The following is a 24,846-nucleotide window of genomic DNA, read 5'->3' on the forward strand; positions in this document are numbered from 1 at the left end:
TAAAAATGAGTTTTTCCTCAGCCGATATAAGTTTGCTGAGGTTTTCTTACTGTGCAGGATAACGGGCTATCCACTTATCAAAAAAGAATAGAATCTGCTTTGATATTCCATTTAGTTATTAATTTTAAAAAACACCTAAAAAAACAGATTAAAGAGCGATTATTGCTTTTTATAAAATTTTAAATTAACAATTTTGTAACCTAAACAAAGTAATGTATATTATTCACTCATTATAAAAATAGGAACAATCATGTCACACGGGACATATAAAAATAAACTATTCGGAACAGCCTTATTACTTGGCGCACTTCCGGTAATGGCAAATGTAGAAAATGGCAGTTTTGAGCAATGGTCAGGCAATACACCTGACGCGTGGAGCACAATAGATGGCGGTATTAGCCTATCGCGCTCAACAAATATTGTTAAAACAGGTAACAGTGCAGCAGCAGTTAATGTAACCACAGGCTCTCAGGCTAACACCGATTTATTACAACAAATAACAGTAGAAGCAGGAAAAACCTATGCGTTTTCAACTGATGTTTACCACACAGAAGGAAAAATTAAAGCCCGTTTATTCGTAGATGGTTACCAAGGCTACTCCAATAATACGCTAACTAATCAATGGCAAACAATTAGCCACAGCTATACAGCAAGTAGCAATAAAACCATTAATGTTGGCCTACGCTTTTATGATGTTAGTGGCTTTGATGGCAGTGAACTTGTCTATGTAGATAACTTTCTACCTACAAGTAACGACAGTAGCTCTGGGAGTTGCTCGGGCAATAGTCTCTCTTTTAGTCTGACGACAGATAATTATGGTAGCGAAACAAGCTGGGCTATTAATAATAACCAAGGTAGCACGGTTGCAAGCGGTAGTGGCTATGCGTCTAATACACAATATAACGAAGCACTGTGTTTAGCTGATGGCGCCTATAACTTTACTATTAACGACAGCTACGGTGATGGTATTTGCTGTAGTTTTGGTAGTGGTAATTATGCACTCACTAGTGGTGGTTCAACCCTGGCAAGTGGCGCAAGCTTCAGCAACGCTGAAAGTACTTCATTTTCGCTTGGCGGTGGCTCTGGTGGCACACCCACTACACCAACTGGTTATTATGTTACAGCACAAGGCCTAACCGGTTATGCACTGAAAACAGAGCTTTACAACATCATTAATAACCATAGTTCGCAAGGGTACTCTGCAATATGGAACTTTTATGATTCATCGGCTCGCGATACATATTTTGAAAACGATAATAGTATTTTAGATATGTACAGCGAAAAGCCAAATGGCAGCGATAGCTACACATACACAGCTGTTAGCGATCAATGTGGCAATTATAGTGGTGAAGGTGGTTGTTACAACCGCGAGCATTCGTTCCCTAAAAGTTGGTTTGGCGGTACTAATGAGCCTATGAACTCAGATGTTCATCATATTTATGCAACCGATGGCTATGTAAACTCTAAACGCAGCAACTTTCCGTTTGGTGAAGTAGCAAGCGCCACATTTACATCAACTAATGGCAGTAAGTTAGGCTCTGCAAGTAGTACTATTAATTACACGGGCACAGTGTTTGAACCCATTGATAAATTTAAAGGTGACTTTGCTCGTGCCTATTTTTACATGGCTACACGCTACGAAAATGTGATTGGGACGTGGCAAAATAATACCACTGCAAGTAATGCCGTTCTTAACGGCACCAGCACGCAGGTATTTGAAAGCTGGGTTGTTGCTATGCTAATCAACTGGCATAACGCAGACCCTGTTAGTCAAATGGAAAGAGACCGAAACCAAGCAGCATTTGAATTTCAAGGTAACCGAAATCCGTTTATCGACTACCCTGAATTTGTAGAAATGATTTGGTAAAAAATATAGCCTCAGCCAAGGCTGAGGCTATTTAAAGCTCGCCTGACCAAGCGCAATAGACTCATAGCGCTTTCCTGTTAATTTAATCACCCATACGCTGTCTGTAAATGTACGGCTAAAATACACCGTTTGCCCATTGGGAATATTAGGCATGAAAGACGTAATAGATTGCCAATCGCTATCTACTTTTTCTTTGAGCTTCATGCTCGCATTATAATAACTTCCTTGTTCATTTGTTTTTACCTCAAGCGCTGTTAGCTGTTCGCCGTCGCCTATTTCTATTAATGCACTTTTATTTAAGTTAGCTAATAACTGAGGTTGATGGATAGGTTGTAGGGTGTTTAATGTTTCATCTATTTTGCTATCTATAGTTATTTTACTCTCTAGCTTGTAAATAGTGGCTTTAATTGCAAATACTGGCTCTGCAACACACGCTAAAGATAAAATCCCCAGAGTAATACCCATTGCAGCTTTATAAAAATACATTTTCATTCGTTATACTCCTTTGTTATTTAGTCAGCCTAGCATAACCAATTTATCACCTATTAAAACTTAACTTATTAATATTCATAATATTCTTTTAATTCATAGTGATGAATATTGCTTATTGGGCTATTTAAGCACACCATTTTTAGCGATAATGAATAGGTGAATATTAAACAAGGTAAGGAAGCAACGTGTCGCTAGGAATTGAGCTAAAGCAATTAAGAGCAAATAAAAAATGGACCCAAGCATTTGCTGCACGCGAAATTGGTATTCAACAATCTTACTTATCTAAGCTTGAAAATGGACAATTTATTCCGTCCGCTGAGGTAATTGAAAAGCTCGAACTTTGCTATGGCAAAACGTGTTTAGATAAATATTTACCATCAAAATCATCACAAAGCTCACAGGTTAAAAACAGGCTGTTTGTAAGTTTAATTATGCTCATTACTGGTCTCGTAATGTGGTTATGCGCAACCTATGAAATTTTCTACCCAGAGACTTACTTTACCTACCAGGCAACATTAGGCGATTTTATATCGTTTAACGTCAGTCAGCACTACCAAGGCGAGCAATTTATTGAAGGTGATGTTATTTACCAAATTTTAGGTGAGATACAAGTTAGCCGGATTGAAAACCGCTTTTTAATTGCAGGCTCTATGCTTTGTATTTTGCTATCCGTTGTCGTTGCCGCTTTTTCTAAAAAGCATTTATTAATTAAGTTTCTTAATAAAGTTTAAACACATTATCTAATGGGCTTTTTAGCGTTCCACTTATCCATTATTTTATTATATAAAATACGAACGTTATCTTTGCATGGCCTTGGCGATCCTGTTGGTAAGCCTACTTTACCCATAACACCATTAAAATCAATTTTGTAGCACATACCTTTGTGCATTTCCATCCGCTGACTACCATCTGCGCTTTGCCACAATACCGCTGATTTAAAATCACTAGAATGCTCAATTGGAACCGTTATTTGTTGGTGATTTTTGCTCTTAGGCAAAGTTGCTATCTGCGGGAAATCAAAGGATACAATAGCATTACTGGAAATCGAAAACGGAGTTATTGGTGCGTACGGATCAATTTTTTTAAATAGCTGCTGCTGAGTTTTTAAATCAACCTCATCCTTTACATTATTAACGTTGGCATTATTTACATTAGGCTTTTTTTTACCAGTACTTATAGCAATGCTTTCACTTGCCTCAATGGCATCTTCTGGCAAAGCCAATTTTAATTGCTGATCGTTTTTAAAATAACGTTCTTTAAGCGGCTTAAGTGTTAATTCACTTGCATCAAGCTCGGTATCATTTTCAGAGAATGGAGCATTCGGCTGTTTACTTTTTGTATGGCTAGGTAATGTTGTAAGGTCCACCATTACATACGCTTTTATCACTTTGCCTGCGTATGGTTGTGCTATCTCAAGCGTTTGCCTCGAAACCAAATAAATAACAACAATATGCAAACCAATTGATATACCCCACGCTTTATAGTTACCTTTCAACACATCAACTTCCTGTAAACAGTTTACTTTATGAGTATAACTGGGCAGGTTTAATTCATTTAAAAAGGTATATTGTCGGTCTAAAAATCATCAATAAGTTGCTTTATTGCAGTACTTAAAACAAAAAGCCCCAGCTAATGCCGGGGCTTTTTTACAAAACTAACTTAATTAAAAATTAAGCTTGTTTTGGACTAGAAACAACGTCTACTAAAGTCCAAGATTTATTCTTAGAAATTGGTGCACATTCACGGATAGTAACTACGTCACCCGCTTTTGCTGTGTTGTTTTCGTCATGTACGTGTAGCTTAGTTGTACGTTTAATGAATTTCCCATAGATTGGGTGCTTCACGTAACGTGCGATTGCGATAGTGAAAGATTTTTCCATCTTGTCGCTAACTACACGGCCTTGAAGAGTACGAATTTTATCGCTCATTATTGACCTGCCTTCTGGTTAATAATTGTTTTTACACGCGCGATATCGCGACGTACTGTTCTTAGCGTGTGTGTCTGAGCTAACTGACCAGTGCTTGCTTGCATGCGCAGGTTAAACTGCTCACGAAGAAGTCCTAGAAGTTCAGCATTAAGCTCTTCTACGCTTTTGTCTTTTAGTTCGCTTGCTTTCATCACATTACCGTCCGAGTTACGAAAGTTGTTTTGAATGGCAGTTTACGAGCTGCAAGGTCGAATGCTTCACGAGCAAGCTCTTCAGAAACACCTTCCATTTCGTAAAGTACTTTACCAGGCTGAATTTCAGCAACCCAATATTCAACAGAACCTTTACCTTTACCCATACGAACTTCAAGAGGTTTTTCTGTAATCGGTTTGTCAGGGAAGACACGGATCCAGATTTTACCTTGACGTTTCACGTGACGCGTCATAGCACGACGAGCTGCTTCGATTTGACGAGCAGTCATGCGGCCACGGCCAGTAGCTTTCAATCCGAAAGTACCGAAGCTTACTTTGTTACCGTTTTGCGCTAAACCGCGGTTGCGGCCTTTGTGCATTTTACGGAATTTTGTACGTTTTGGCTGTAACATTACTCGCTACCTCTACTTAGCACTTTTCTTGGCTTTCTTTGGTGCGCGTTTAGCTGGCTTCTCTTGCTCTTGTACTAGTGGTAAACCACCAATAACTTCGCCTTTGAAGATCCAAACTTTAACACCAATGATACCATAAGTGGTTAAGGCTTCAGAAGTTGCGTAGTCGATATCAGCACGAAGAGTATGTAGAGGTACACGACCTTCACGATACCATTCTGAACGTGCGATTTCTGCGCCGCCAAGACGACCGCTAACTTCAACTTTAATCCCTTTTGAACCGATGCGCATTGCATTTTGTACCGAACGCTTCATAGCGCGACGGAACATAACACGACGCTCTAGCTGAGAGGCAATGCCGTCTGCTACTAGTTGTGCATCAAGTTCTGGCTTACGTACTTCAGAGATATTAATCTGAGCAGGTACACCAGCGATTTTAGTTACTGCTTGACGTAATTTTTCTACGTCTTCGCCTTTTTTACCGATAACAACACCCGGACGAGCCGTGTGGATTGTTACGCGGATTGATTTTGCTGGACGCTCAATAACGATTTTAGACACAGAAGCCGTTTTTAATTCCTTTGTAAGGAATGCACGAACTTTGTGATCGCCAAAAAGCTGATCAGAGAAATCTTTAGAACTCGCGTACCAGGTAGAAACCCAAGGTTTAGATATACCTAGGCGAATACCAGTAGGATGAACTTTTTGTCCCATTACTTATACTCCTAGCTATCTGAAACCATAACAGTGATATGGCTTGTACGCTTAAGGATGCGGTCTGCGCGTCCTTTAGCACGAGGCATAATACGTTTCATTGTAGGACCATCGTCCACAAAGATCGTAGTTACACGAAGCTCATCAATGTCAGCACCTTCGTTATGCTCTGCGTTAGCAATAGCAGACTCAAGTACTTTCTTAACTAATACAGCCGCTTTTTTCGGGCTGTACGCCAGGATTTCTAGTGCGCGATCGACAGGTAACCCGCGGATCTGATCTGCAACTAGACGTGCTTTTTGCGCCGAACCAGAGGCGAATTTATGTTTAGCTAATGCTTGCATTTATCTTCCCCTCTTAACGTTTCTTCGCTTTCTTATCCGCAGCATGGCCACGGTAAGTGCGAGTTGGTGCAAATTCACCTAGTTTGTGACCGATCATTTCGTCAGAAACGAAAACTGGTACGTGCTGGCGACCATTATGGACAGCAATGGTCAATCCGATCATGTTAGGTATGATCATTGAACGACGGCTCCAAGTTTTAATTGGCTTTTTCTCACCGCTTTCCAAAGCTTTCTCTACCTTCTTCAGCAAGTGTAGGTCTATAAAAGGACCCTTCTTGAGAGAGCGTGGCATGGCTATTCCTCAATATTACTTAGTACGACGACGTACTATAAATTTATCCGTACGCTTATTCTTACGCGTCTTCGCACCCTTAGTCGGCTTACCCCATGGAGACACAGGATGACGACCACCAGAAGTACGACCTTCACCACCACCGTGTGGGTGATCAACCGGGTTCATGGCAACACCACGAACTGTCGGACGAATACCACGCCAGCGGTTTGCACCTGCTTTACCAAGTGAACGAAGCATATGCTCAGCATTGCCAACTTCACCAAGTGTAGCACGACAATCAGCTTCAACTTTACGTACTTCGCCTGAACGAAGACGTAATGTTACATACTGACCATCACGTGCAAGAATTTGAACGTAAGCACCAGCAGAACGTGCGATTTGTGCACCTTTACCTGGTTTTAATTCTACGTTGTGAACAGTCGAACCTACAGGCATATTACGCATTGGTAGTGCATTACCAGCTTTGATTGGTGCATCAACACCAGACTGGATTGCATCACCAGCTTTTAAGCCTTTAGGTGCGATAATGTAACGACGCTCACCGTCTGCATATAATACAAGAGCGATGTTTGCGCTACGATTTGGATCGTATTCTAAACGTTCAACAGTAGCTGGAATGCCATCTTTAGTACGTTTAAAATCGATTAAACGGTAATGATGTTTATGACCACCACCGATATGACGAACCGTAATACGACCATTGTTATTACGACCACCTGATTTAGAGTTTTTCTCTAAAAGTGGTGCGTATGGCTTACCCTTATGTAAATCAGAGTTAACCACTTTAACTAGGTGACGACGACCCGCAGAAGTAGGCTTACACTTTTGAAGTGCCATAATTCTATCCCCTTATTACTCGGCGCCGCCGACAAAGTCTAGCTCGCTGCCTTCTTTAAGAGTAACGTAAGCTTTCTTCCAGTCGCTACGACGACCGAAACGCATGCCAGTACGTTTTGTTTTACCCTTAACGTTAAGTGTGCGAACACCCGTTACTTCTACTTCAAAAAGCTTCTCAACTGCTGCTTTAATTTCAGCTTTAGTTGCGTCATTTACTACTTTGAAAACAATCGTGTTGTTTTCTTCAGCAGCAATTGTGCTTTTTTCAGAGATGTGTGGAGCAAGGATCACTTTTAAAAGACGTTCTTCACGGATCATGCTAGCGCCTCCTCAAGTTGCTTAACAGCAGCGGCTGTAATAAGTACCTTGTCGAAAGCAATTAAGCTTACAGGATCGATACCAGCTACATCACGCGTGTCAACCTTATAAAGGTTACGTGCTGATAAGAAAAGATTTTCATCTACTTCTTCAGTCACGATAAGTACATCTTTAAGCTCAAGCTCTTTTAGCTTAGCTACTAGATCTTTAGTTTTTGGTGCTTCAAGACCAAAACTTTCAACAACGATTAAACGCTCTTGACGAACTAGTTCAGATAGGATGCTTTTGATCGCACCACGGTACATTTTACGGTTTACTTTTTGGCTGTGGTCTTGTGGTTTAGCTGCGAAGCTAACGCCACCTGAACGCCAAATTGGACTACGGATTGTACCAGCACGTGCACGGCCAGTACCTTTTTGAGCCCATGGTTTTTTACCACCACCGCTTACTTCAGAACGTGTCTTCTGAGCACGAGTACCTTGACGAGCACCTGCTGCGTAAGCAACAACTACTTGGTGTACTAATGCTTCGTTAAACTCACGTCCAAAAGTAGCTTCAGAAACTTCAAGAGCGCCAGAAGCGTCTTTGATTGCTAATTCCATCACTAAATCTCCAGGACTTATGCTTTAACAGCTGGTTTAACGATAACGTCACCGCCGATAGATCCAGGTACTGCACCTTTCACTAAAAGCAAGTTACGCTCAGCGTCAACGCGAACTAGTTCTAAGTTTTGAGTCGTTACACGCTCAGCACCCATATGACCGGCCATTTTCTTACCTTTAAACACCTTACCAGGTGATTGGTTTTGACCGATTGAACCAGGAGCACGGTGAGATAGAGAGTTACCATGTGTAGCGTCTTGCATGCTGAAATTCCAGCGCTTAACACCACCTTGGAAACCTTTACCTTTAGAAGTACCGGTTACGTCAACCTTGTTGATTTCGTTGAATAACTCAACAGTAAGCTCTGCGCCTACTTCAAAATCGCCTTCACCACCGTTAAGGCGGAATTCCCACAGACCGCGACCCGCTTCAACGCCAGCTTTAGCGAAGTGACCCGCTGAAGCTTTGTTTACACGACTTGCTTTTTTAGTGCCTGCGGTTACTTGAAGCGCGTTATAACCGTCTGTTGCGTCAGATTTGATCTGAGCAATGCGGTTAGGTGTCGCTTCAATAACTGTCACAGGGATAGATACACCATCTTCAGTGAAGATTCGTGTCATACCCACTTTACGACCGACTAGACCTAATGCCATTTTCCTAAAACCTCTCTAATCTTCCGATTAACCCAGGCTGATTTGAACATCAACACCAGCAGCAAGATCTAAACGCATAAGTGCGTCAACAGTCTTGTCAGTTGGTTCTACGATGTCTATCAGACGTTTATGGGTGCGGATTTCGTACTGATCACGCGCATCTTTGTTTACGTGCGGTGATGTAAGTACAGTAAAACGTTCAAAGCGTGTAGGTAGTGGGATTGGACCACGTACTTGTGCGCCAGTGCGTTTCGCAGTTTCCACGATTTCTGCCGTTGATTGGTCAATCAAACGGTGGTCAAAAGCTTTTAGGCGAATACGAATGCGTTGATTTGACATTCTTAACCTCAATATAAAGAGCATTTAAAAGAGCATAAAAAAACGACCGAAACAATCTCAATAATTAAGATGGCGGCTGTTTGATTATATCTACGTTGAGTTCCAAATCGGAACTCCTGTTTATTAGCTTGAAATCCAAGCTTAATTTATCCTTCCAAGTTCCCGGGGGAATTTTGAAAGCCTGCGTATTATAGAGGTATTGGTGATAAATGCAACAACTAATTCAAAACAATCTATGAGCGATTAATTCGTTTAAATAAGTGTCTGCTTGTATTATGTAACTATACTGGAACTAAATTTTTCAACGTGGGTCAATAGCAGCATTAACTAATCTCATTTCACAAAGAAGCGATTTTTTAGATAATATGATATCCTATCACACTAATTTTGCTTTTTAACACCCTCAATATGGTGAGTCGATGCGTATTTTTAATTATTGTTTAAACGTTTTATCTGCTGGATTTAGTCGCTTATTTGTAAAAAGCAAAGTCCTCCCAGAAAACCCTATTAAACAGTACGATTTAAATCCTGATTACCCTACATTTTATATAGTGCGTTTAAACTCTCGCTTTGATCTTGCAGCACTGGCTCATGCTTGTAAAAAACACGGCTTACCCAGTCCAACTGAAGAGCAAATATTAGGTGATGAGCATTTAGATCGGTTTATTGGTATTAAAAATCCGCCTCCTTTATTTGGTGATACAGCAAAACCTACTAACGCGCTGGCACAAGGTAAACAGATAATTGACCACCTTATAAATAGTGGCCAAAAAAATGTACAAGTGATACCGGCAACTATTCTATGGGGCCGCGATCCAGGTAAAGAAAAACCAGGATTACGTACATTAATAACTCACTCGGTTACACCAAGCTGGTTTAGAAAATTTTTTGTGGTGTTATTTTCTGGGCGCGATAACTTTATTCGCTTTAGCCAACCTCTCGACTTATCACTTATTGTAAATGAAAAAGCCGACGTAAATGAGCTACCACAAAAATTACTCCGTGTTGCTCGCGTCCACTTTAAACGTCAAAAACTGGCAGCCACAGGCCCAAAAATGCCATCACGCGAGCAGCTCTTTAATTCACTATTGGCCTCTCCTACCATCAAAAAAGCTATTCAGGATGAAGCAAAGGCTAAAAATATTAGCCAAACCGAAGCACGTCAAAATGCGCTTAAGCTACTTGATGAAATAGCCGCAAACTATTCTGAAGCCATGATCCGCGTTGCTGATCGCTTTTTAACATGGCTTTGGAATAAGCTATACAACGGCATACACATAAAACACACAGAGCAATTGCATGAGTTAACAAATAAAGGCCATGAAATTATTTACATGCCTTGTCATCGTAGCCACATGGACTACTTGCTTCTTACCTACTCTATTTACCATTTAGGTTTAGTGCCGCCACATATTGCCGCAGGCGTTAACCTTAACTTTTTCCCTGCAGGTGGAATATTTCGCCGCTCTGGTGCGTTTTTCATTCGCCGCTCATTTGCAGGTAATAAGCTGTACTCTGCTATTTTTAAAGAATATTTGAGCCAGTTATTTATTAAAGGTTACTCGGTTAAGTTTTACACAGAAGGCGGGCGTAGCCGAACTGGGCGTTTGTTACCTCCTAAAACAGGTATGCTTGCAATGACCTTTCAAGCAATGCTACGTGGTATTGATCGACCGGTATCGATTGTCCCTGTATATATTGGCTACGAACATGTGATGGAAATAAATACGTACCTTAAAGAGCTTGCTGGAAAAGATAAAAAAGGCGAGTCAATATTTGGTATTTTTAAAGCGATAAAAAACCTTAAAAACTATGGCCGTGGTTACCTTAATTTCGGCGACCCTATTTCGGTTAATCAATATTTAAACGATAACCAACCCGACTGGCGCGACGCGATTCACCCAACTGACGTACAAAAACCTCAGTGGTTAGGGCCACAAGTCGCAGCTTTAGCAGACCAAGTTATGGTTAAAATTAATAATGCAGCTGCATTAAATGCTGTTAACTTATTAGCGATGGTATTGCTAGTAAACGACAAGCACGCATTAAGTAAACCAAAGCTATTAGCCCAGCTCGATTTTTACTTACGCTTGCAGCGTGATGCCAGTTATAGCGATAAAGTAACCGCGCCAGACGAAACACCGGAGCAACTACTTACGCACGCTTTAAAACTTAATAAGTTTGATGTGATAAGTGATGAGTTTGGCGAGATTATTGCCATTAGCGATAAAGAAAAAACACTTTTTAACTACTATCGAAATAATATTTTGCACCTATTTTCGGTACCTAGCTTACTGGCATTGCACTTGTTCAAGCAGCACACAACAACGATTAAGCAATGCGAACAATTAGTACATTCGTTTTATCCGCTATTTGCCAAGGAGTGGTATTTACAGCCCCTTGATGAAAACTATATCACTCGTATTTTAGCGAACTTTGCTGACCAAAATTTAATTGAATTTGATGGTGACAATATACATATCACCAACACTAACGATTGTTTAGCAAAATTAGAAATGCTAGGGCGAGCACTCAGCTTTACCCTGCAACGTTATGCTATTGTTATTGGTTTTATACAAACGAGTGATGGAATAGAAAAAGCAGAGCTTGAACGTGAAAGCCAAGTATTAGCCCAGCGCTTAGGCACGTTACATGGCATTAAAACACCAGAGTTTTTTGATAAAAAAGTATTGGTTGGTTTTATCGATAACTTACGTGGTGAAGGGCTGGTTACAGAGGGCAATAATGGCTTGGTGGGCAGTACGCAATTATGCGAAACCTATTCAAAACTTAAAACATTGCTACCTGCCCGCATATGGCAATCAATTAGCGACATTGTTCAAGACCAGTGTAACTAGCCGCTATAAAAAATAGGGTTAGCGCTGACGCATAACCCCTTCTTGAATTGTTGAGGCAACCAAGTTGCCTTGGCGATCAAAAAACTGCCCTCTTACCAGCCCTCGGCCTGAGCTCGCACTCGGGCTGTCTATGGTGTATAAAATCCAGTCGTCTAATCTAAACGAGCGATGAAACCACATTGCATGGTCAATCGTTGCAACCTGCATATTTGGCTGCATAAACGACACGCCATGCGGCTGTAATGCAGTTGGTAAAAACTCAAAGTCAGACGCATAAGCCAATAGGTAATTATGAATACGCTGATCATCGGGCATATCACCATTTGCTCTAAACCAAATATGTTTAACTGGTTCAATCGCTTCTGGTTTAAAGGGGTTATGAAATGTCACAGGGCGCATTTCAATAGGCATTTCGCGAATAAATTTATTACGAATCACCTCGGGTATATGCTCAGCATTTTCTTGATAAAACTCAAGCGACGAACGTAGCTCTTCCGGTTGCGGTACATCTGGCATCGTTGCCTGATGCGAAAGTCCGTCTTCAACCGCTTGAAAAGACGCAGTCATATAAAAAATAGGCTTACCGTATTGAATAGCACTTACACGGCGAGTACTAAAGCTTTTGCCATCGCGAATAGTTTCAACATCGTAAACGATAGGTTTAGCTGCGTCACCCGGGCGTAAAAAGTAAGAATGTAATGAGTGAACAATACGTCCAGCCGGTAGGGTTTCCTTTGCAGCTGAAAGCGCTTGCCCCATAACCTGACCACCAAAAACAGCTCTAAAACCCAAATCTTGGCTTTGCCCTCGGTATAACCCTTGCTCTATTTCTTCAAGTGTTAATAACGATAATAAATCATCTAAAACTTGGCTCATTATATGTTCCTCAATTCCCTAATAACTTAATGATACTATAGACTACAACTATGTAAATCTTTGTTAGGAATACAACTATGGCTTACTGGCTGTTTAAAACGGAACCCGATGCCTTTTCAATTGACGATTTAAAACACGCAACTAACCAAACAACAATGTGGGAAGGTGTAAGAAATTACCAAGCCCGAAACTTTTTGCGTGATGATGTTAAAGAAGGCGATTTAGTGATGATTTATCACTCGAGCTGTAAAAACGTAGGCGTCGCGGGTATAGCAAAGGTAACAAGTTCAGCCTATCCAGACCCCACTCAATTTGACCTAAATAGCGATTATTATGACCCTAAAGCCACCAGCGATAACCCGCGCTGGGTAGTAGTTGACGTAACCTACCACCAACATTTAAATAAAATTGTGAGCTTAAAATCAATAAAAGCAAACAACAGTATTACTGAGCTAGCACTAAAAAAAGCAGGAAGATTATCTGTTATGCCCGTAACAGAGCATGATTGGAATGTAATTATGAATATGACTAAAGAGTAAAGTTGTAACGCCGTACTTATTTTTTTACTGCTTTTTTCTTTTTGTGCCCGTGCTTGGGCACAATTGCAAAATACATAATAAGTCCTAACCACGAAAAAAAGATAATGCCGATGAGCCAACCGTTTTTTTCGTGGCCTTGCGTACGTTTACTGTTTAGTACAATGACTACAGGTAAAATGTACGCACTTAAAATAACAATTAAAAATATAACTTCATTCATTATTTTTCCAAGCTTGACCAATCAACTTCGCCGCTCAATACGCGCTCAACAGAAATATAGTGAAGAATATCCCCTTCATTCACTTTATAATCCAAAGGTGGATTTAAGTCCATATTTTGAGCACTCAAGTTATGTGCAACACCCAACAAAATAGCGTCGTGCTGCTTTTTAAAATGATGAAATAAAGTGCCAAATTCCATTTCCTTACAACCACTGGGGACTTTTAAGCTAAATTGTGTATCACCATGTAATGTAGAAAGCAGCTCTTCTTGTACTCGACTAGAGCCAGGGTCTTGCATTGAACGAACTAATATTTCAGCCGACTTAGCGCTGCTACATTCTATATTTTGACAATGTTCAAGTAACATATCGACTTTAGTTTCATCTAAAAAATGAGCACTAATATGGCACTCATCTTTTACTAAGCGGCTAATACGCAGCGCAGTAGTGAATGTTTGGTCGTCGTCTTGCCCATCAATAATTACTTTATCGGCATGCCTGATTGCTACACGCTCCAACTCAGCTAAATCAGTAAAGCTAGAAAGACGCGCAAAATCAACCTGCTCATTTGCTAAAAACGGATGTTCCATTTGCTCTGTTACCGCGAGTAAAATACGACGTTCAGTGCGTTTTGTATCCGCCAAAATGTAATCAATCATTTTTTTAGTTCTGGTATCGTGCCAACCAAAAATAATGATGTGGTTATTACTGTGAGCAAAATCTTTATCACCAGTCATAGCGTGCCTAATTAAGTAAGTAACAGTCTGTCCTGCTTTTCCAAGCAAAACACCAAATAAAGCTAAACCAAACGGAATTTGTATTAAAGCAACCACCCACCGACCAAGCTCTGTTGTCGGGCTAAAATCACCATACCCTACTGTTGAGGTTGTCACTGTGTAATAGTAAAAAAAAGTGGTTATAGAGGTTAACGCCTGTTCATTAGCAACATACAGTAGCAACCAGGTTACGAGCATATGAGTTAAAATTGCAAAGGTCACTGCTTGCCAGCTCAATTGATCAATATGAGCGCGCACAAGTAACGCTAACCTTTTAAATATCACCGGCATAATACAAAATCTTTGTTATTAAATTATCTATAAACAGTACGTTACTGTATGCCTTAGTTTTAATCAACGTTTAAGGTATAGACAGTATAAAACTGTCCCCTGTAATACTAATTGTGATTTGCACATAACCACATTTCGTGATTAATTAATCTACAGACAAACACTAAACTGTATTTTTATGCTTAATAGAATAGCCACCCCATTTACAAAACTGGTTGAGCGTTACCTACCCGACCCATTTATATTTGTAATTTTGCTTACATTTATTGCATTTGGCGCTGCCAGTATATTTACACCTTTCACCAGTATTAATGTACTACAAGCATGGGGCAATGGATTTTGGAACCTATTAAGCTTTGCTATGCAAATGCTGCTTGTACTTATTACAGGCTACATGCTGGCAAGTACACCTCCCATTAGCAAAGTATTAAAGAAACTAGCAACCTTAGCCAACACCGCGCCTAAAGCAATTATATTAGTTACTTTTATCTCACTTTTAGCGAGCTGGCTAAACTGGGGATTTGGCCTTGTTATTGGTGCATTGTTTGCCAAAGCTATTGCAAAACATACCCGTGTAGATTATCGATTATTAGTAGCTAGTGCCTATACTGGCTTTGTTGTATGGCATGGCGGCCTTGCAGGTTCAATCCCGCTAACTATTGCAACACCAGGACACTTTTCACAGGCAAGTATGGGTATTGTTAGTACAGATCAAACCTTATTTGCTGGTTTTAATATTGCCATTTTGATTGGTTTATTTATTATCGTCCCATTAGTAAATCGCTACATGTTACCCAATGACAACGACAGCGTTTATATTGATCCAACCCTATTAAATACGCGCACACCTGCAGCAAGTAAAATAACGCGTCCTTCACAACATTTAGAGCAAAGCAAACTACTAGGTATGGGCATTGGCTTAATGGGGCTTGCCTACTTAGGCTATTACTTTTTTATCTCTGGTGGTGGCTTAAACCTCAATAGTGTAATTGCCCTGTTTTTATTTTTAGCTATTACGCTACATCAAACTCCTCACAATGTGCTTAATAGCTTACAACAAGCAATTCCAAGTGGTGCGGGTATTGTTATTCAGTTTCCGTTTTATGCTGGCATTATGGCGGTGATGGTCGATACAGGGTTAGCACAGCAAATATCACAAGGCTTTATTGCCATTGCAGATGCCGATAGCTTGCCATTTTATAGCTTTATAAGTGCAGGACTCGTTAATATGTTTGTGCCCTCAGGTGGCGGCCAATGGGCAGTCCAAGCGCCTATTGTTATACCTGCAGCGCAAGAGCTGGGTGCAGATATGGCAAGGGTTGCTATGGCTGTGGCATGGGGAGATGCTTGGACGAATCTAATTCAACCTTTTTGGGCACTGCCCGTATTAGCTATAGCGGGCCTAAAGGCAAGAGATATTATGGGCTTTTGCGTGGTACAACTAATTATTACTGGGGTATTTATATCGCTGGTATTGAGCTTTTATTAATAAAGCTTTGCGCGTAGTTAAAAATTAACTACGCGCACAATTATCAGCTAGACAAAATTGTCATCGGCAAACTGAGTATTGGATTGTCAGAATCGGCAAAATGCATCATCACTGCTACATGCCCTGCAACTACAAGTGCGTACATAACGGCTGAAAAACCTTGTCCGTATTTATCTAGTGGTATTAAATGCGAGTAATGTCGTCCGCGCCATTCAAATATAATTTCCAATGCGCCAACAAATAAAAAGAACACCAGTAACATTAAGCCAAATGTATAACTAAGCCATAAGCCAAAAAACACACCCAGCAAGCATACACTTAGTCCAATCCATGAGCGCATAGAAAAGCTGATACTCTTTAATACATGCCCACCATCTAGCGGTAAAATAGGCAGTAAGTTAAATAAGTTAAGTAGTGCGCTTAATACCGCAACACCGGCAAAAATTTCCATCTCAGTGGCGTAATAAAGCACCACGCCTAACACTGAGGTAAACAAACCAAATGCAGGGCCCATTAGTGAGATCACCACATCTTGCCAGCGGGTTGTTATTTTATCGTCACTGACAGCTAACCCACCTACAAATGGGATTAAGTAAATACCTTTGGTTTTTATACCAAAGTACTTCATTGCTCTTACATGCCCATACTCATGCACGACTAAACACGCAATAAGCATCAGCGCAAATTCAATGCTAAATAGCCAGGCATACCCGGCAACTGATGCCCCCGCCAGCGCAGCCTTTACTACTTTTGCGCTTTTAAATAGTTTAAAGCCTAACGCAGCAAAACCTAAAAAACCTCTTTTAGGTTCGCCATTAACTGGGGCTGGTAAAGCGAGCTGAGTAGCAAATTGCTCGTCTACAAATAACGAAATACTTTGCTCAGCAGTTGTGCTGGTATCTATACCTATTAATTTATCTTGAAAGTTAAATTGATAGTAATGTTCTCGAGGAGTATCAAACGCAATAGCTTGCTGGTTATGAAATACTTGTACTATTTGCTGCCCAGAAACCATTAATGAAAATGGCTGATCAGCCAAGGTGAGGTCTATTCTTATCATAATTAAAGCCATTTAAAATAATCGCGCTAGTATACCGTTTGGCTAAAAAAACACGAGGGCAGACGTTAACTATTGTATTTAAGTAACTAGCAATAGCTAACGTTGCGAGTGAAAGGTTACTTTTCTTCTTTAGAGTGTTCGTCTTCTTCACTTACAATATGCGCACTGCTGGCCAAACGCTTACGCCAGCGTTGCTTTGCCACTGCACGCATATTGGTTGACTGGTCGCGCTCGTCGACTATTTCTAAGCCCATTAGTGCTTCAATCATATCCTCAAGCGTTACTATGCCGCGCACTTCTCCGTATTCATCCACGACTAAACATATGTGCGTACGTTGAGTTAGTAGCGTTTGCAATAATGACGATACATTTTGAGATGTGGGTACTGTATAAATTGGTTTGATCAGCTTACTGATTTTATAATCGGTGCCTAAGCGATGATAGGCCAACATAATATCGTTTTTATGCACAAATCCGACAATGTCGTCAGCATCTTTATCAAAGATTAATACGCGGGAAAACGATGACGAACCATGCTCATTTAAGTATTGGTTTACTGTTAAGTCTTTATGTACTTTAAATATAACCGTGCGCGGCGTCATTAAGTCAGCCAATTTTGCGTGTCTAAAATGTAAAAGATTACGAATAATTTCAGACTCATCTTCGTGCAAAGCACCCGACTCAGTGCCAATATCTGCCATGGCTTCTATTTCTTGGCGAATATAATAAGCCTCGTCGTGTTTTGGCCCCATTAGGTTTGTTAACTTTTGCGCACACCATACAAAGGGCTTTAGCGAAATCACCAAAAACCGTAAAGAGTAGGTAACACTTGGCGTTAAGGCACGCCAATAATTAGCACCCAGTGTTTTTGGAATAATTTCAGAAAGAACTAATACCAGTAAAGTCATTATTGCTGAGGCAATTCCTACTGCAGCATCAGAAAAAACCACAGCAGCTTGCGCCCCCACACCCGCCGCACCTGCGGTATGTGCAATGGTATTTAAGGTTAAAATAGCTGCTAATGGCTGATCTATATTATTTTTTAGTTTTTCAAGTTGCTTAGCAAGCTCAGGTTGCTCTTTTCTGAGTGATGCAACATAGCTTGGCGAAATACTTAATAGCACCGCCTCCATCACAGAGCACAAAAACGAAATAACAATGGCCACAACCATATAAACAATCAGTAAAGTCACTTTCTCTCCTTTATATTGGATGGATGAGCATGTTAACAATACATGCTATATTTGACCAAACATCCAATAATAACAGGCACAATAATGAAATTTAATGCACCTTGGTGTTATCGCAACAAGCGACTTAAACTAGCTTTAGGCTTATTAGCGTTTAGCAGTTTAAGCTTTGCAACAATTGCTGAACCATTGGACAAATCAAAGATTCAATTTATCGGCCCTATTGCCGAAGATATGCAATTAAAACCTTTTCAAACGCCTCATGGCTCAGCCATTATCAACAACCTTTTGCCACAATTACAAGCAAACTCAGACAGTTTTTCTATTTTCGGTAAAAAACAAAGCTGGCAACCATTCAATAAAGTAAGCGCACTCACCCTTGGCGGACTTCAAGCGCTGAAGTTTAATATAGAAACAACGCGTTTTACACAAGGCACTCTGACTTTAAAGGGGATTGAAGAGGGGCAATTATTTATTAATAGTGAGCCTCAAAAAGGTGATAAAAACAGTTATAAGCTTGCCTTAACTAACTCCACTCACAGCGTTATTATTTTGGCGCAACAAGTCGCAAACTGGAATGATGTGGTTATCGATTTCATCCCTAAAAGTGACACTGATAAAATTACGCTAAATACATCAAACATAAAGCGCTTATCGGCAAAGCAATTATTTGATGCACCGACCCTAAGTAATATATCTCTAGCGCCCAACGCTGAGCAATACATAACCACTAAACGCACTTACGACGATAAGAATCAAAATAAAGCCAACTTGATTACCGAGTTAAAAAATACAGACAACTTGACTGTATATCGATTTGAAGATGGACAACCAAGTAACATTATTTGGAGCCCAGATAATCAGTACTTAGTGTATTTATTAAATGGTGAGCTAAAACAGCTTAATCGTAAAAGCTTAGCCATTAAAACACTGGCAAGCGACTTAGCCGGCGCGAGTGGCTTCACCTTTTTTAACGACACTAGCATCGTATTTAGCTGGTCTAAATCACCAGAAAACAGTCACAACTTAACTAAGCATTACAAAGGCCTTCAAGATCGTTGGTCGTATGCGCGCACCACCAGCCAACTTTATATGCTTGATACTAAAAGTGGCTTAACAAAAACGCTTAGCCAAGGCCCGCTTTCTCATAGCTTTGAAGACTTAAATAGTACGCGTGGAAAAGTATTAATGAGCCGTTCGGTTATGGCTATGCAAGCGTCTACACACCCTGAGACAGAGCTCGTTGAGCTGGATATAAAATCAAACAAACTTTTGTCACTTGGTAAATTTAAAACATTTAACCAAGCAAAATACGCAAACAAAGACGTGTATGTTGTTGCAGGTCCCGACTTTAAAAATGGCGCTGGCAGAGCGTTGCCAAAGTCAATGCTTGCCAATAATTACGACGGACAGCTTTACCTGTTAACTAACAACGGTAAAAACGTCACTGCGCTTAGTAAACAATTCGACCCATCGATTGGTCAGTTAAGCGTATTAGAAAACGGCGATGCGGTACTTAAAGTGACCGAAAAAGACACTCAACCACTGTATTTATTTGACCTAAGTAAGCAGCGCTTCCAAAAGTTAAATACCAGTGTAGATATTGTAGAAAAATTTAGCGTTTCATACGGGCGTAATTCACAAGTATTAATCACTGGCACAAGTGCTTTAGCGCCACAACAACTAAAACGCCTTAATATTAGTAAAAACAAAACCGATCTTATTTGGGATTCAAAACCAATTGCTTATGCCAATACAACAATCCCCACCCTTGAAGAATTTAACTTTACTAATAAAAGTGGTGTTGAAATAACCGGGCGTGTTTATGTGCCAAGTAACCTAGATAAAACTAAAAAGTACCCTGCTCTTGTTTATTATTACGGTGGCACATCACCTGTTACTCGTGGCTTTACCGGCCGTTATCCATTTAATTTATGGGCTGAAAACGGCTATGTGGTTTATGTAGTACAACCTACCGGCGCAACGGGCTTTGGACAAAAATTCTCAGCGCAACACGTCAATGCATGGGGTGACTACACCGCCGACGATATTATTGAAGGGACACAGGCATTTTTAAAAAAATACGACTATGTAGATAATACCAAAGTTGGTAATTTAGGGGCCTCTTATGGTGGCTTTATGACTATGTTATTGGCTACAAAAACCGATTTATTTAGCGCTTCTATTTCCCATGCCGGTATTTCAAACTTAACCTCTTATTGGGGCGAAGGATGGTGGGGCTACTTATATTCTGGTGAGGCATCTAAAAACAGCTTCCCATGGAATAACGCTGAGCTTTATAGCCAACATAGCCCGGTATTTCATGCCGATAAAGTAACCACACCATTACTGCTTATTCATGGTGATAGCGATACTAACGTACCAGTAGGCGAGAGCTTAACAATGTATACCGCACTTAAACTGCTTAACAAAGACGTAGAGCTTATTGAGTATAAAGGCGCAGACCATCAAATTTTTGCTCGCGATAAACGCTTTAACTGGTGGAATACTATGTTGGCTTATTTCGATAAAAAACTAAAAGATGAGCCACAGTGGTGGGATTCAATGTACGAAGGTAAATAATTTAATCCGGTATTTTATAACGCTATGAAAAGCGCCCTCAAATATAAGGGCGCTTTTTAATTTTTTATAATTATTTTAATATTTTTGAAATATTAAGTTACTTAAAACTAGCATGTAACCCCTTCTCAGCATTTACCTAATGGTGCTACCATACAGAGCTACAAACATTTAAAATAAAGTACTATGGCTATTAATGTTTTATTGGTTGAAGACGACGAAATACTCGTTAAACGCATTCAAAATCACTTTGCAGAAACCGAATTTACAATAGAAGTAGACTCAACTGGCGCTGATGCACTAAGCATCGTAAAGCAGCGGTCAAACCTGCGCGATGCTTTTACACTTGCCATTATAGATATTGTTTTGCCTAAAATTGATGGGCTACAGCTTGCCAAAGAGCTCAATACCCTAACAGACATTGGTGTTATTGTGCTATCTAGCCGTGATTCCCAAGCAGATCGAATAGCTGGCCTTGCCCAAGGTGCAGACGATTATATTTGTAAACCTGTCGATTTACTTGAGCTTGAACTACGCATGCGTGCTTTATATAAACGCGTTGCCGTTAATATAGATAGCGACGAAAGTGAAGAGTTTATTGAATACGCCGACTTTAAATTACACCCCGATAATCGCACCCTAATTACCTCATCAGGTGTTGAATCACGTTTAACTGAAGCTGAGCACAAAGTACTTATTTGTTTAATAAGTAATGCAGGTAAAGCCACTTCACGTGAAAAAATATCTGAAGAAATAGGACAGCCCGATTGGAGCCCTAACGATCGTACAGTCGATGTTCTTATTGGTCGACTGCGTAAAAAGCTAAACGATGAAAAAGATCAAAAGCGTATTGTCACAGTGCGTGGCAAAGGCTACATGCTCTCTATATAGTTGTTAAAAAGCGTTTTAAGCTATTTATACTCAACTCTGGTTACTTGGTGAGTTGAGCAATTAAGCGTTCAAAAGCTCTGTAATTTAATGCCTCTTTTAAGTCGTCTAAGCTAATTTTTTCATTCCCTTTTAAATCACTAATCGTACGCGCTACTTTAATGACCCTATGGTAAGAGCGCGGCGATAAAGACAGCTTTTCACTGGCCTTAGCTAAAAACTGCAGCTCTGCTGAAGCAAGCTCACAGTGAATACTCATTTCTTTATTATTAAGCCGCGCATTTACTTTGCCTTGGCGTTTTAACTGTATGTAATAAGCTGCTTCTACCCGCGCACGCACCTGTGCACTGGTTTCTTCTTGTTTAGTGCTTTGCAGTTCTACGCTTGTTAACCGTGGTAGTTCTATTTGCAAATCAATACGGTCAACAAATGGGCCTGATACACGAGATAAATAACGTATAACTTGATCGGGTGTTGCTCGTTTATCGGTGTGGCTTCCCGTAGGACTTGGGTTTAACGCTGTAATGAGCTGAAACTGCGCAGGGAACTCCATTTGCCGCGCCGCACGCGAAATAGTTACCGTACCGGTTTCCATTGGCTCACGCAGGGAGTCGAGCACTTTGCGCTCAAACTCTGGAAGTTCATCCAAAAATAATACCCCATTATGCGCTAGCGAAATTTCACCCGGCTTAGGATTTGATGAGCCTCCCACTAATGCAACCGCTGAGCAGGTATGATGAGGATTACGAAAAGGGCGTTGCCGCCAGTTTGTTAAATCGATTGAATGACCAATAATTGAATAAAGTGCGGCAGTTGAAAGCGCCTCATCATCAGACATAGCCGGCATTATTGTGGCCATTCGCTGAGCAAGCATTGATTTACCGGTTCCCGGTGGACCTAAAAACAACAGGTTGTGCCCACCCGCAGCGGCTATTTCTAATACACGTTTAGCGCCGGGCTGGCCTTTTACATCGCTCAAATCAAGTAAAAAGTCAGGTGCCTGCGTGCAATCTGGGTATTCTATATTTAACGGCAACGGCTGCTGGTTTAGTAAATCACCCCATACTTCTTGAATAGAACTAACCGCTTTACGCTTTACGCCATTTACAAGGCTTGCCAAGCTATCATTAGCTATGGGTAAAAAACAGCAGCGGTTTTGTTCCTTAGCTGCAAGCACAGAAGGTAAAATAGCATTTACTCCACGTACCTCACCGTTGAGTGCAAGTTCACCGTAAAACTCATATTTGTGAATGTCAGGGCATACTATTTGCCCTGATGCCACTAAAATACCTACGGCAATGGCCAAATCAAACCGGCCACCATCTTTGGGTAAGTCGGCGGGGGCTAAATTAACAGTAATGCGTTGATCAGGGAAACCAAATTGAGAGTTTTCAAGCGCGCTGCGCACCCTGTCTTTTGACTCTTTAACAGAAGCTTCGGGAAGGCCTACAATGTGAAATGCGGGTAAACCCGTTCCTAAGTGAACCTCTACAATTACTTCAGGGGCATTAATACCCACCTGTGCACGAGAATATATACGAGCTAATGACATTCCTTATCCTAATCAGTCCTATGATTAGATAAGTTTAGTCAGGATATTTAAAAACGTGTAATGTGATTTTCCACTTTATTGCTGAAAAACGCAGGAGTAATGTCATCAACATCGCCAATACCATCGCCAGCTCGGTCACAAATGAAAAATACACACTGAGCGTATATACAATACCACCCGCAATACAGGTAATAGCATATAGCTCGCCTTTTAATAACATAGGAATTTCTCGGGCAAGAACATCGCGTATTAAGCCTCCAAAGCAGGCGGTTATTACCCCCATAATAATTGCTGTCATTTCTGGCATACCTGCAAGCAATGCTTTTTGCGTGCCCATTACAGCAAAAAACGCCAAACCGAATGCATCTGCTATTTGCAATGTGAAGTACGGAATTGATTTTTGCTTATTAATAAGCCGAGACGTAATAAGCACAGCAGCTAAAATAGCGAAAAAATAACTCTGGTCATGCAACCAAAATACCGGCACATCTAAAATAACATCACGCACAGTTCCCCCACCAATAGCGGTTACTGTTGCTAATACTACAACCCCAAAGCCATCCATTTTTTTCTCGTAGGCCACTAATGTGCCTGAAATAGCAAACACGGCGATACCGATTAAATCAAACCAGTGGTAAAGTTCTGTCATGTAAAAGTGCGCTAAAAAAATATTTCAGCCGTTTTAACATACCCAGCACGGGGTGTTAAGTAATAAAAAACTTAAAATGATTAGTATAAGTAAATGGGGTAAATGTAATCACAGCTTTGTTATTAGGCATCTTATTAGGAATCACTAAATTTCAGGCATAAAAAAGCACGCTTTAGGCGTGTTGCTTTATTATAGCTATTTATTTCTGTGGTTGCGGGAGCCTGAGCTTATAGAGGGTGAATGCCTCACGCAGTGAAGACGACCTTTGCTGGCTAATGGAGAGTTGAGACCGACGAGCTACCCATTGCACTGAATTTCGGGCATAAAAAAACACGCTTTAGGCGTGTTGCTTTATTATAGCTATTTATTTCAGTGGTTGCGGGAGCCTGAGCTTATAGAAAGTGAACCGACGACCTTTGCTGGCTAATGAAGAGTTGAGACCGGCGAGCTACCCATTTCACTAAATTTCAGGCATAAAAAAACACGCTTTAGGCGTGTTGCTTTATTATAGCTATTTATCTCAGTGGTTGCGGGAGCCGGATTTGAACCGACGACCTTTGCTGGCTAATGAAGAGTTGAGACCGACGAGCTACCCATTTCACTAAATTTCAGGCATAAAAAAACACGCTTTAGGCGTGTTGCTTTACTATAACTTTTTATTTCAGTGGTTGCGGGAGCCGGATTTGAACCGACGACCTTCGGGTTATGAGCCCGACGAGCTACCAGGCTGCTCCATCCCGCGCCTGAAATATGCATACTTATTTAACGTTGCTTACATTACAACGTGGCGTCCAATTTAAAAATTGGTTGCGGGAGCCGGATTTGAACCGACGACCTTCGGGTTATGAGCCCGACGAGCTACCAGGCTGCTCCATCCCGCGCCTG

General features: G+C 40.7%; 27 protein-coding genes and 2 tRNA genes. 7 read left to right on the plus strand and 22 right to left on the minus strand.

Annotated features, from left to right (window positions below):
• The first annotated feature begins 250 nt into the window (after window positions 1-250).
• Window positions 251-1,867, plus strand: a complete 1,617-nt coding sequence (locus ATS76_RS05180; protein WP_058551328.1) for an endonuclease — start codon at window positions 251-253, stop codon at window positions 1,865-1,867.
• A 27-nt stretch (window positions 1,868-1,894) separates the two neighbouring features.
• Here ATS76_RS05180 and ATS76_RS05185 read toward each other — a convergent pair whose 3' ends face one another.
• Window positions 1,895-2,359, minus strand: a complete 465-nt coding sequence (locus tag ATS76_RS05185) for a hypothetical protein (RefSeq protein ID WP_058551329.1) — start codon at window positions 2,357-2,359, stop codon at window positions 1,895-1,897.
• A 185-nt stretch (window positions 2,360-2,544) separates the two neighbouring features.
• Between ATS76_RS05185 and ATS76_RS05190 the strand changes: the two genes are divergently transcribed.
• Entirely contained in the window at window positions 2,545-3,090 is a 546-nt protein-coding gene (locus ATS76_RS05190) for a helix-turn-helix domain-containing protein (protein WP_058551330.1), read from the plus strand.
• 5 nt (window positions 3,091-3,095) lie between these two features.
• On the opposite strand, the gene ATS76_RS05195 is transcribed toward ATS76_RS05190, so the two are convergent.
• The 12 genes from ATS76_RS05195 to rpsJ form a co-directional block, all read right to left on the minus strand.
• Window positions 3,096-3,857 (minus strand): hypothetical protein, encoded by a 762-nt coding sequence (locus ATS76_RS05195; protein ID WP_235590913.1) that lies wholly within the window; start codon window positions 3,855-3,857, stop codon window positions 3,096-3,098.
• A gap of 172 nt (window positions 3,858-4,029) precedes the next feature.
• On the minus strand, window positions 4,030-4,287 hold the full coding sequence (gene rpsQ / locus ATS76_RS05200; RefSeq protein ID WP_006791355.1) for a 30S ribosomal protein S17: 258 nt from the start codon (window positions 4,285-4,287) through the stop codon (window positions 4,030-4,032).
• The gene (gene rpmC / locus ATS76_RS05205) at window positions 4,287-4,478 is read right to left on the minus strand and encodes a 50S ribosomal protein L29 (RefSeq protein WP_004588692.1); all 192 of its coding nucleotides are present in this window, start codon (window positions 4,476-4,478) and stop codon (window positions 4,287-4,289) included. Before rpmC ends, rpsQ begins: the two co-directional genes overlap by 1 nt.
• A complete protein-coding gene (gene rplP / locus ATS76_RS05210; protein ID WP_002957890.1) occupies window positions 4,478-4,891 on the minus strand; it encodes a 50S ribosomal protein L16 in 414 nt (137 codons plus the stop codon). Before rplP ends, rpmC begins: the two co-directional genes overlap by 1 nt.
• Window positions 4,892-4,903: 12 nt before the next feature.
• Window positions 4,904-5,605 carry a 30S ribosomal protein S3 gene (gene rpsC, locus ATS76_RS05215; protein ID WP_006791356.1) on the minus strand — a complete coding sequence of 234 codons (702 nt, stop codon included), beginning with the start codon at window positions 5,603-5,605 and terminating at the stop codon, window positions 4,904-4,906.
• Window positions 5,606-5,616: 11 nt separating this feature from the next.
• A complete protein-coding gene (gene rplV / locus ATS76_RS05220) occupies window positions 5,617-5,949 on the minus strand; it encodes a 50S ribosomal protein L22 (protein WP_006791357.1) in 333 nt (110 codons plus the stop codon).
• A gap of 13 nt (window positions 5,950-5,962) precedes the next feature.
• Window positions 5,963-6,241, minus strand: coding sequence for a 30S ribosomal protein S19 (gene rpsS / locus ATS76_RS05225; RefSeq protein WP_004588689.1), 279 nt, complete (start codon window positions 6,239-6,241; stop codon window positions 5,963-5,965).
• Window positions 6,242-6,256: 15 nt separating this feature from the next.
• A complete protein-coding gene (gene rplB, locus ATS76_RS05230; RefSeq protein WP_006791358.1) occupies window positions 6,257-7,081 on the minus strand; it encodes a 50S ribosomal protein L2 in 825 nt (274 codons plus the stop codon).
• Between the two features lie 15 nt (window positions 7,082-7,096).
• Window positions 7,097-7,399 carry a 50S ribosomal protein L23 gene (rplW, locus tag ATS76_RS05235; protein ID WP_006791359.1) on the minus strand — a complete coding sequence of 101 codons (303 nt, stop codon included), beginning with the start codon at window positions 7,397-7,399 and terminating at the stop codon, window positions 7,097-7,099.
• Window positions 7,396-8,001, minus strand: coding sequence for a 50S ribosomal protein L4 (rplD, locus tag ATS76_RS05240; RefSeq protein ID WP_006791360.1), 606 nt, complete (start codon window positions 7,999-8,001; stop codon window positions 7,396-7,398). The genes rplW and rplD overlap by 4 nt, the downstream gene beginning before the upstream one ends.
• A gap of 17 nt (window positions 8,002-8,018) precedes the next feature.
• Window positions 8,019-8,654 carry a 50S ribosomal protein L3 gene (rplC, locus tag ATS76_RS05245; RefSeq protein ID WP_006791361.1) on the minus strand — a complete coding sequence of 212 codons (636 nt, stop codon included), beginning with the start codon at window positions 8,652-8,654 and terminating at the stop codon, window positions 8,019-8,021.
• 27 nt (window positions 8,655-8,681) lie between these two features.
• Entirely contained in the window at window positions 8,682-8,993 is a 312-nt protein-coding gene (gene rpsJ, locus ATS76_RS05250) for a 30S ribosomal protein S10 (RefSeq protein ID WP_002957900.1), read from the minus strand.
• A gap of 419 nt (window positions 8,994-9,412) precedes the next feature.
• On the opposite strand from rpsJ, the gene plsB reads away from it, so the two are divergent.
• On the plus strand, window positions 9,413-11,851 hold the full coding sequence (gene plsB / locus ATS76_RS05255; protein ID WP_058551331.1) for a glycerol-3-phosphate 1-O-acyltransferase PlsB: 2,439 nt from the start codon (window positions 9,413-9,415) through the stop codon (window positions 11,849-11,851).
• Between the two features lie 18 nt (window positions 11,852-11,869).
• Here the strand turns inward: plsB and tesB are convergent, their stop codons facing one another.
• Window positions 11,870-12,727, minus strand: coding sequence for an acyl-CoA thioesterase II (tesB, locus tag ATS76_RS05260; protein ID WP_006791363.1), 858 nt, complete (start codon window positions 12,725-12,727; stop codon window positions 11,870-11,872).
• A gap of 77 nt (window positions 12,728-12,804) precedes the next feature.
• Between tesB and ATS76_RS05265 the strand changes: the two genes are divergently transcribed.
• On the plus strand, window positions 12,805-13,266 hold the full coding sequence (locus ATS76_RS05265) for an EVE domain-containing protein (protein ID WP_058551332.1): 462 nt from the start codon (window positions 12,805-12,807) through the stop codon (window positions 13,264-13,266).
• 16 nt (window positions 13,267-13,282) lie between these two features.
• Here ATS76_RS05265 and ATS76_RS05270 read toward each other — a convergent pair whose 3' ends face one another.
• Both ATS76_RS05270 and ATS76_RS05275 read right to left on the minus strand, forming a co-directional pair.
• A complete protein-coding gene (locus ATS76_RS05270) occupies window positions 13,283-13,486 on the minus strand; it encodes a PLDc N-terminal domain-containing protein (protein ID WP_006791365.1) in 204 nt (67 codons plus the stop codon).
• On the minus strand, window positions 13,486-14,553 hold the full coding sequence (locus ATS76_RS05275; RefSeq protein WP_058405911.1) for a potassium channel family protein: 1,068 nt from the start codon (window positions 14,551-14,553) through the stop codon (window positions 13,486-13,488). The genes ATS76_RS05270 and ATS76_RS05275 overlap by 1 nt, the downstream gene beginning before the upstream one ends.
• Before the next feature lie 178 nt (window positions 14,554-14,731).
• Between ATS76_RS05275 and ATS76_RS05280 the strand changes: the two genes are divergently transcribed.
• Window positions 14,732-16,042, plus strand: a complete 1,311-nt coding sequence (locus ATS76_RS05280; RefSeq protein WP_058551333.1) for a short-chain fatty acid transporter — start codon at window positions 14,732-14,734, stop codon at window positions 16,040-16,042.
• 43 nt (window positions 16,043-16,085) lie between these two features.
• On the opposite strand, the gene ATS76_RS05285 is transcribed toward ATS76_RS05280, so the two are convergent.
• On the minus strand, window positions 16,086-17,102 hold the full coding sequence (locus tag ATS76_RS05285) for a metalloprotease (protein ID WP_058551334.1): 1,017 nt from the start codon (window positions 17,100-17,102) through the stop codon (window positions 16,086-16,088).
• A gap of 116 nt (window positions 17,103-17,218) precedes the next feature.
• Window positions 17,219-18,295, minus strand: a complete 1,077-nt coding sequence (locus tag ATS76_RS05290) for a hemolysin family protein (protein ID WP_058551335.1) — start codon at window positions 18,293-18,295, stop codon at window positions 17,219-17,221.
• Between the two features lie 84 nt (window positions 18,296-18,379).
• Between ATS76_RS05290 and ATS76_RS05295 the strand changes: the two genes are divergently transcribed.
• Both ATS76_RS05295 and ATS76_RS05300 read left to right on the plus strand, forming a co-directional pair.
• A complete protein-coding gene (locus tag ATS76_RS05295) occupies window positions 18,380-20,875 on the plus strand; it encodes an alpha/beta hydrolase family protein (RefSeq protein WP_058551336.1) in 2,496 nt (831 codons plus the stop codon).
• 183 nt (window positions 20,876-21,058) lie between these two features.
• Entirely contained in the window at window positions 21,059-21,763 is a 705-nt protein-coding gene (locus ATS76_RS05300; protein ID WP_058405906.1) for a response regulator transcription factor, read from the plus strand.
• Window positions 21,764-21,803: 40 nt separating this feature from the next.
• Here ATS76_RS05300 and ATS76_RS05305 read toward each other — a convergent pair whose 3' ends face one another.
• From ATS76_RS05305 to ATS76_RS05320, 4 genes are all read right to left on the minus strand, one after another.
• Window positions 21,804-23,312, minus strand: a complete 1,509-nt coding sequence (locus tag ATS76_RS05305; protein WP_058551337.1) for a YifB family Mg chelatase-like AAA ATPase — start codon at window positions 23,310-23,312, stop codon at window positions 21,804-21,806.
• Between the two features lie 34 nt (window positions 23,313-23,346).
• Entirely contained in the window at window positions 23,347-23,961 is a 615-nt protein-coding gene (locus ATS76_RS05310) for a trimeric intracellular cation channel family protein (RefSeq protein WP_058551338.1), read from the minus strand.
• Window positions 23,962-24,626: 665 nt separating this feature from the next.
• Window positions 24,627-24,703, minus strand: a tRNA-Met gene (locus ATS76_RS05315).
• 62 nt (window positions 24,704-24,765) lie between these two features.
• Window positions 24,766-24,842: transfer RNA gene (locus ATS76_RS05320), tRNA-Met, on the minus strand.
• Between the last annotated feature and the right edge of the window lie 4 nt (window positions 24,843-24,846).

Origin of the sequence: Pseudoalteromonas sp. 10-33 (assembly GCF_001469195.1) — a bacterium.
In the GTDB taxonomy this organism is placed as follows: domain Bacteria; phylum Pseudomonadota; class Gammaproteobacteria; order Enterobacterales; family Alteromonadaceae; genus Pseudoalteromonas.

Coding starts and splice junctions, on each gene's coding strand:
- ATS76_RS05265 (WP_058551332.1), top strand. CDS start 12,805: ATGGCTTACTGGCTGTTTAAAACGGAACCCGATGCCTTTTCAATTGAC.
- ATS76_RS05310 (WP_058551338.1), bottom strand. CDS start 23,961: ATGACAGAACTTTACCACTGGTTTGATTTAATCGGTATCGCCGTGTTT.
- rpsQ (WP_006791355.1), bottom strand. CDS start 4,287: ATGAGCGATAAAATTCGTACTCTTCAAGGCCGTGTAGTTAGCGACAAG.
- ATS76_RS05180 (WP_058551328.1), top strand. CDS start 251: ATGTCACACGGGACATATAAAAATAAACTATTCGGAACAGCCTTATTA.
- rpmC (WP_004588692.1), bottom strand. CDS start 4,478: ATGAAAGCAAGCGAACTAAAAGACAAAAGCGTAGAAGAGCTTAATGCT.
- ATS76_RS05295 (WP_058551336.1), top strand. CDS start 18,380: ATGAAATTTAATGCACCTTGGTGTTATCGCAACAAGCGACTTAAACTA.
- ATS76_RS05275 (WP_058405911.1), bottom strand. CDS start 14,553: ATGCCGGTGATATTTAAAAGGTTAGCGTTACTTGTGCGCGCTCATATT.
- ATS76_RS05280 (WP_058551333.1), top strand. CDS start 14,732: ATGCTTAATAGAATAGCCACCCCATTTACAAAACTGGTTGAGCGTTAC.
- ATS76_RS05185 (WP_058551329.1), bottom strand. CDS start 2,359: ATGAAAATGTATTTTTATAAAGCTGCAATGGGTATTACTCTGGGGATT.
- rplC (WP_006791361.1), bottom strand. CDS start 8,654: ATGGCATTAGGTCTAGTCGGTCGTAAAGTGGGTATGACACGAATCTTC.
- tesB (WP_006791363.1), bottom strand. CDS start 12,727: ATGAGCCAAGTTTTAGATGATTTATTATCGTTATTAACACTTGAAGAA.
- rplD (WP_006791360.1), bottom strand. CDS start 8,001: ATGGAATTAGCAATCAAAGACGCTTCTGGCGCTCTTGAAGTTTCTGAA.
- ATS76_RS05270 (WP_006791365.1), bottom strand. CDS start 13,486: ATGAATGAAGTTATATTTTTAATTGTTATTTTAAGTGCGTACATTTTA.
- ATS76_RS05285 (WP_058551334.1), bottom strand. CDS start 17,102: ATGATAAGAATAGACCTCACCTTGGCTGATCAGCCATTTTCATTAATG.
- rplV (WP_006791357.1), bottom strand. CDS start 5,949: ATGCAAGCATTAGCTAAACATAAATTCGCCTCTGGTTCGGCGCAAAAA.
- rpsS (WP_004588689.1), bottom strand. CDS start 6,241: ATGCCACGCTCTCTCAAGAAGGGTCCTTTTATAGACCTACACTTGCTG.
- ATS76_RS05305 (WP_058551337.1), bottom strand. CDS start 23,312: ATGTCATTAGCTCGTATATATTCTCGTGCACAGGTGGGTATTAATGCC.
- plsB (WP_058551331.1), top strand. CDS start 9,413: ATGCGTATTTTTAATTATTGTTTAAACGTTTTATCTGCTGGATTTAGT.
- rplW (WP_006791359.1), bottom strand. CDS start 7,399: ATGATCCGTGAAGAACGTCTTTTAAAAGTGATCCTTGCTCCACACATC.
- rplP (WP_002957890.1), bottom strand. CDS start 4,891: ATGTTACAGCCAAAACGTACAAAATTCCGTAAAATGCACAAAGGCCGC.
- rpsJ (WP_002957900.1), bottom strand. CDS start 8,993: ATGTCAAATCAACGCATTCGTATTCGCCTAAAAGCTTTTGACCACCGT.
- rpsC (WP_006791356.1), bottom strand. CDS start 5,605: ATGGGACAAAAAGTTCATCCTACTGGTATTCGCCTAGGTATATCTAAA.
- ATS76_RS05300 (WP_058405906.1), top strand. CDS start 21,059: ATGGCTATTAATGTTTTATTGGTTGAAGACGACGAAATACTCGTTAAA.
- rplB (WP_006791358.1), bottom strand. CDS start 7,081: ATGGCACTTCAAAAGTGTAAGCCTACTTCTGCGGGTCGTCGTCACCTA.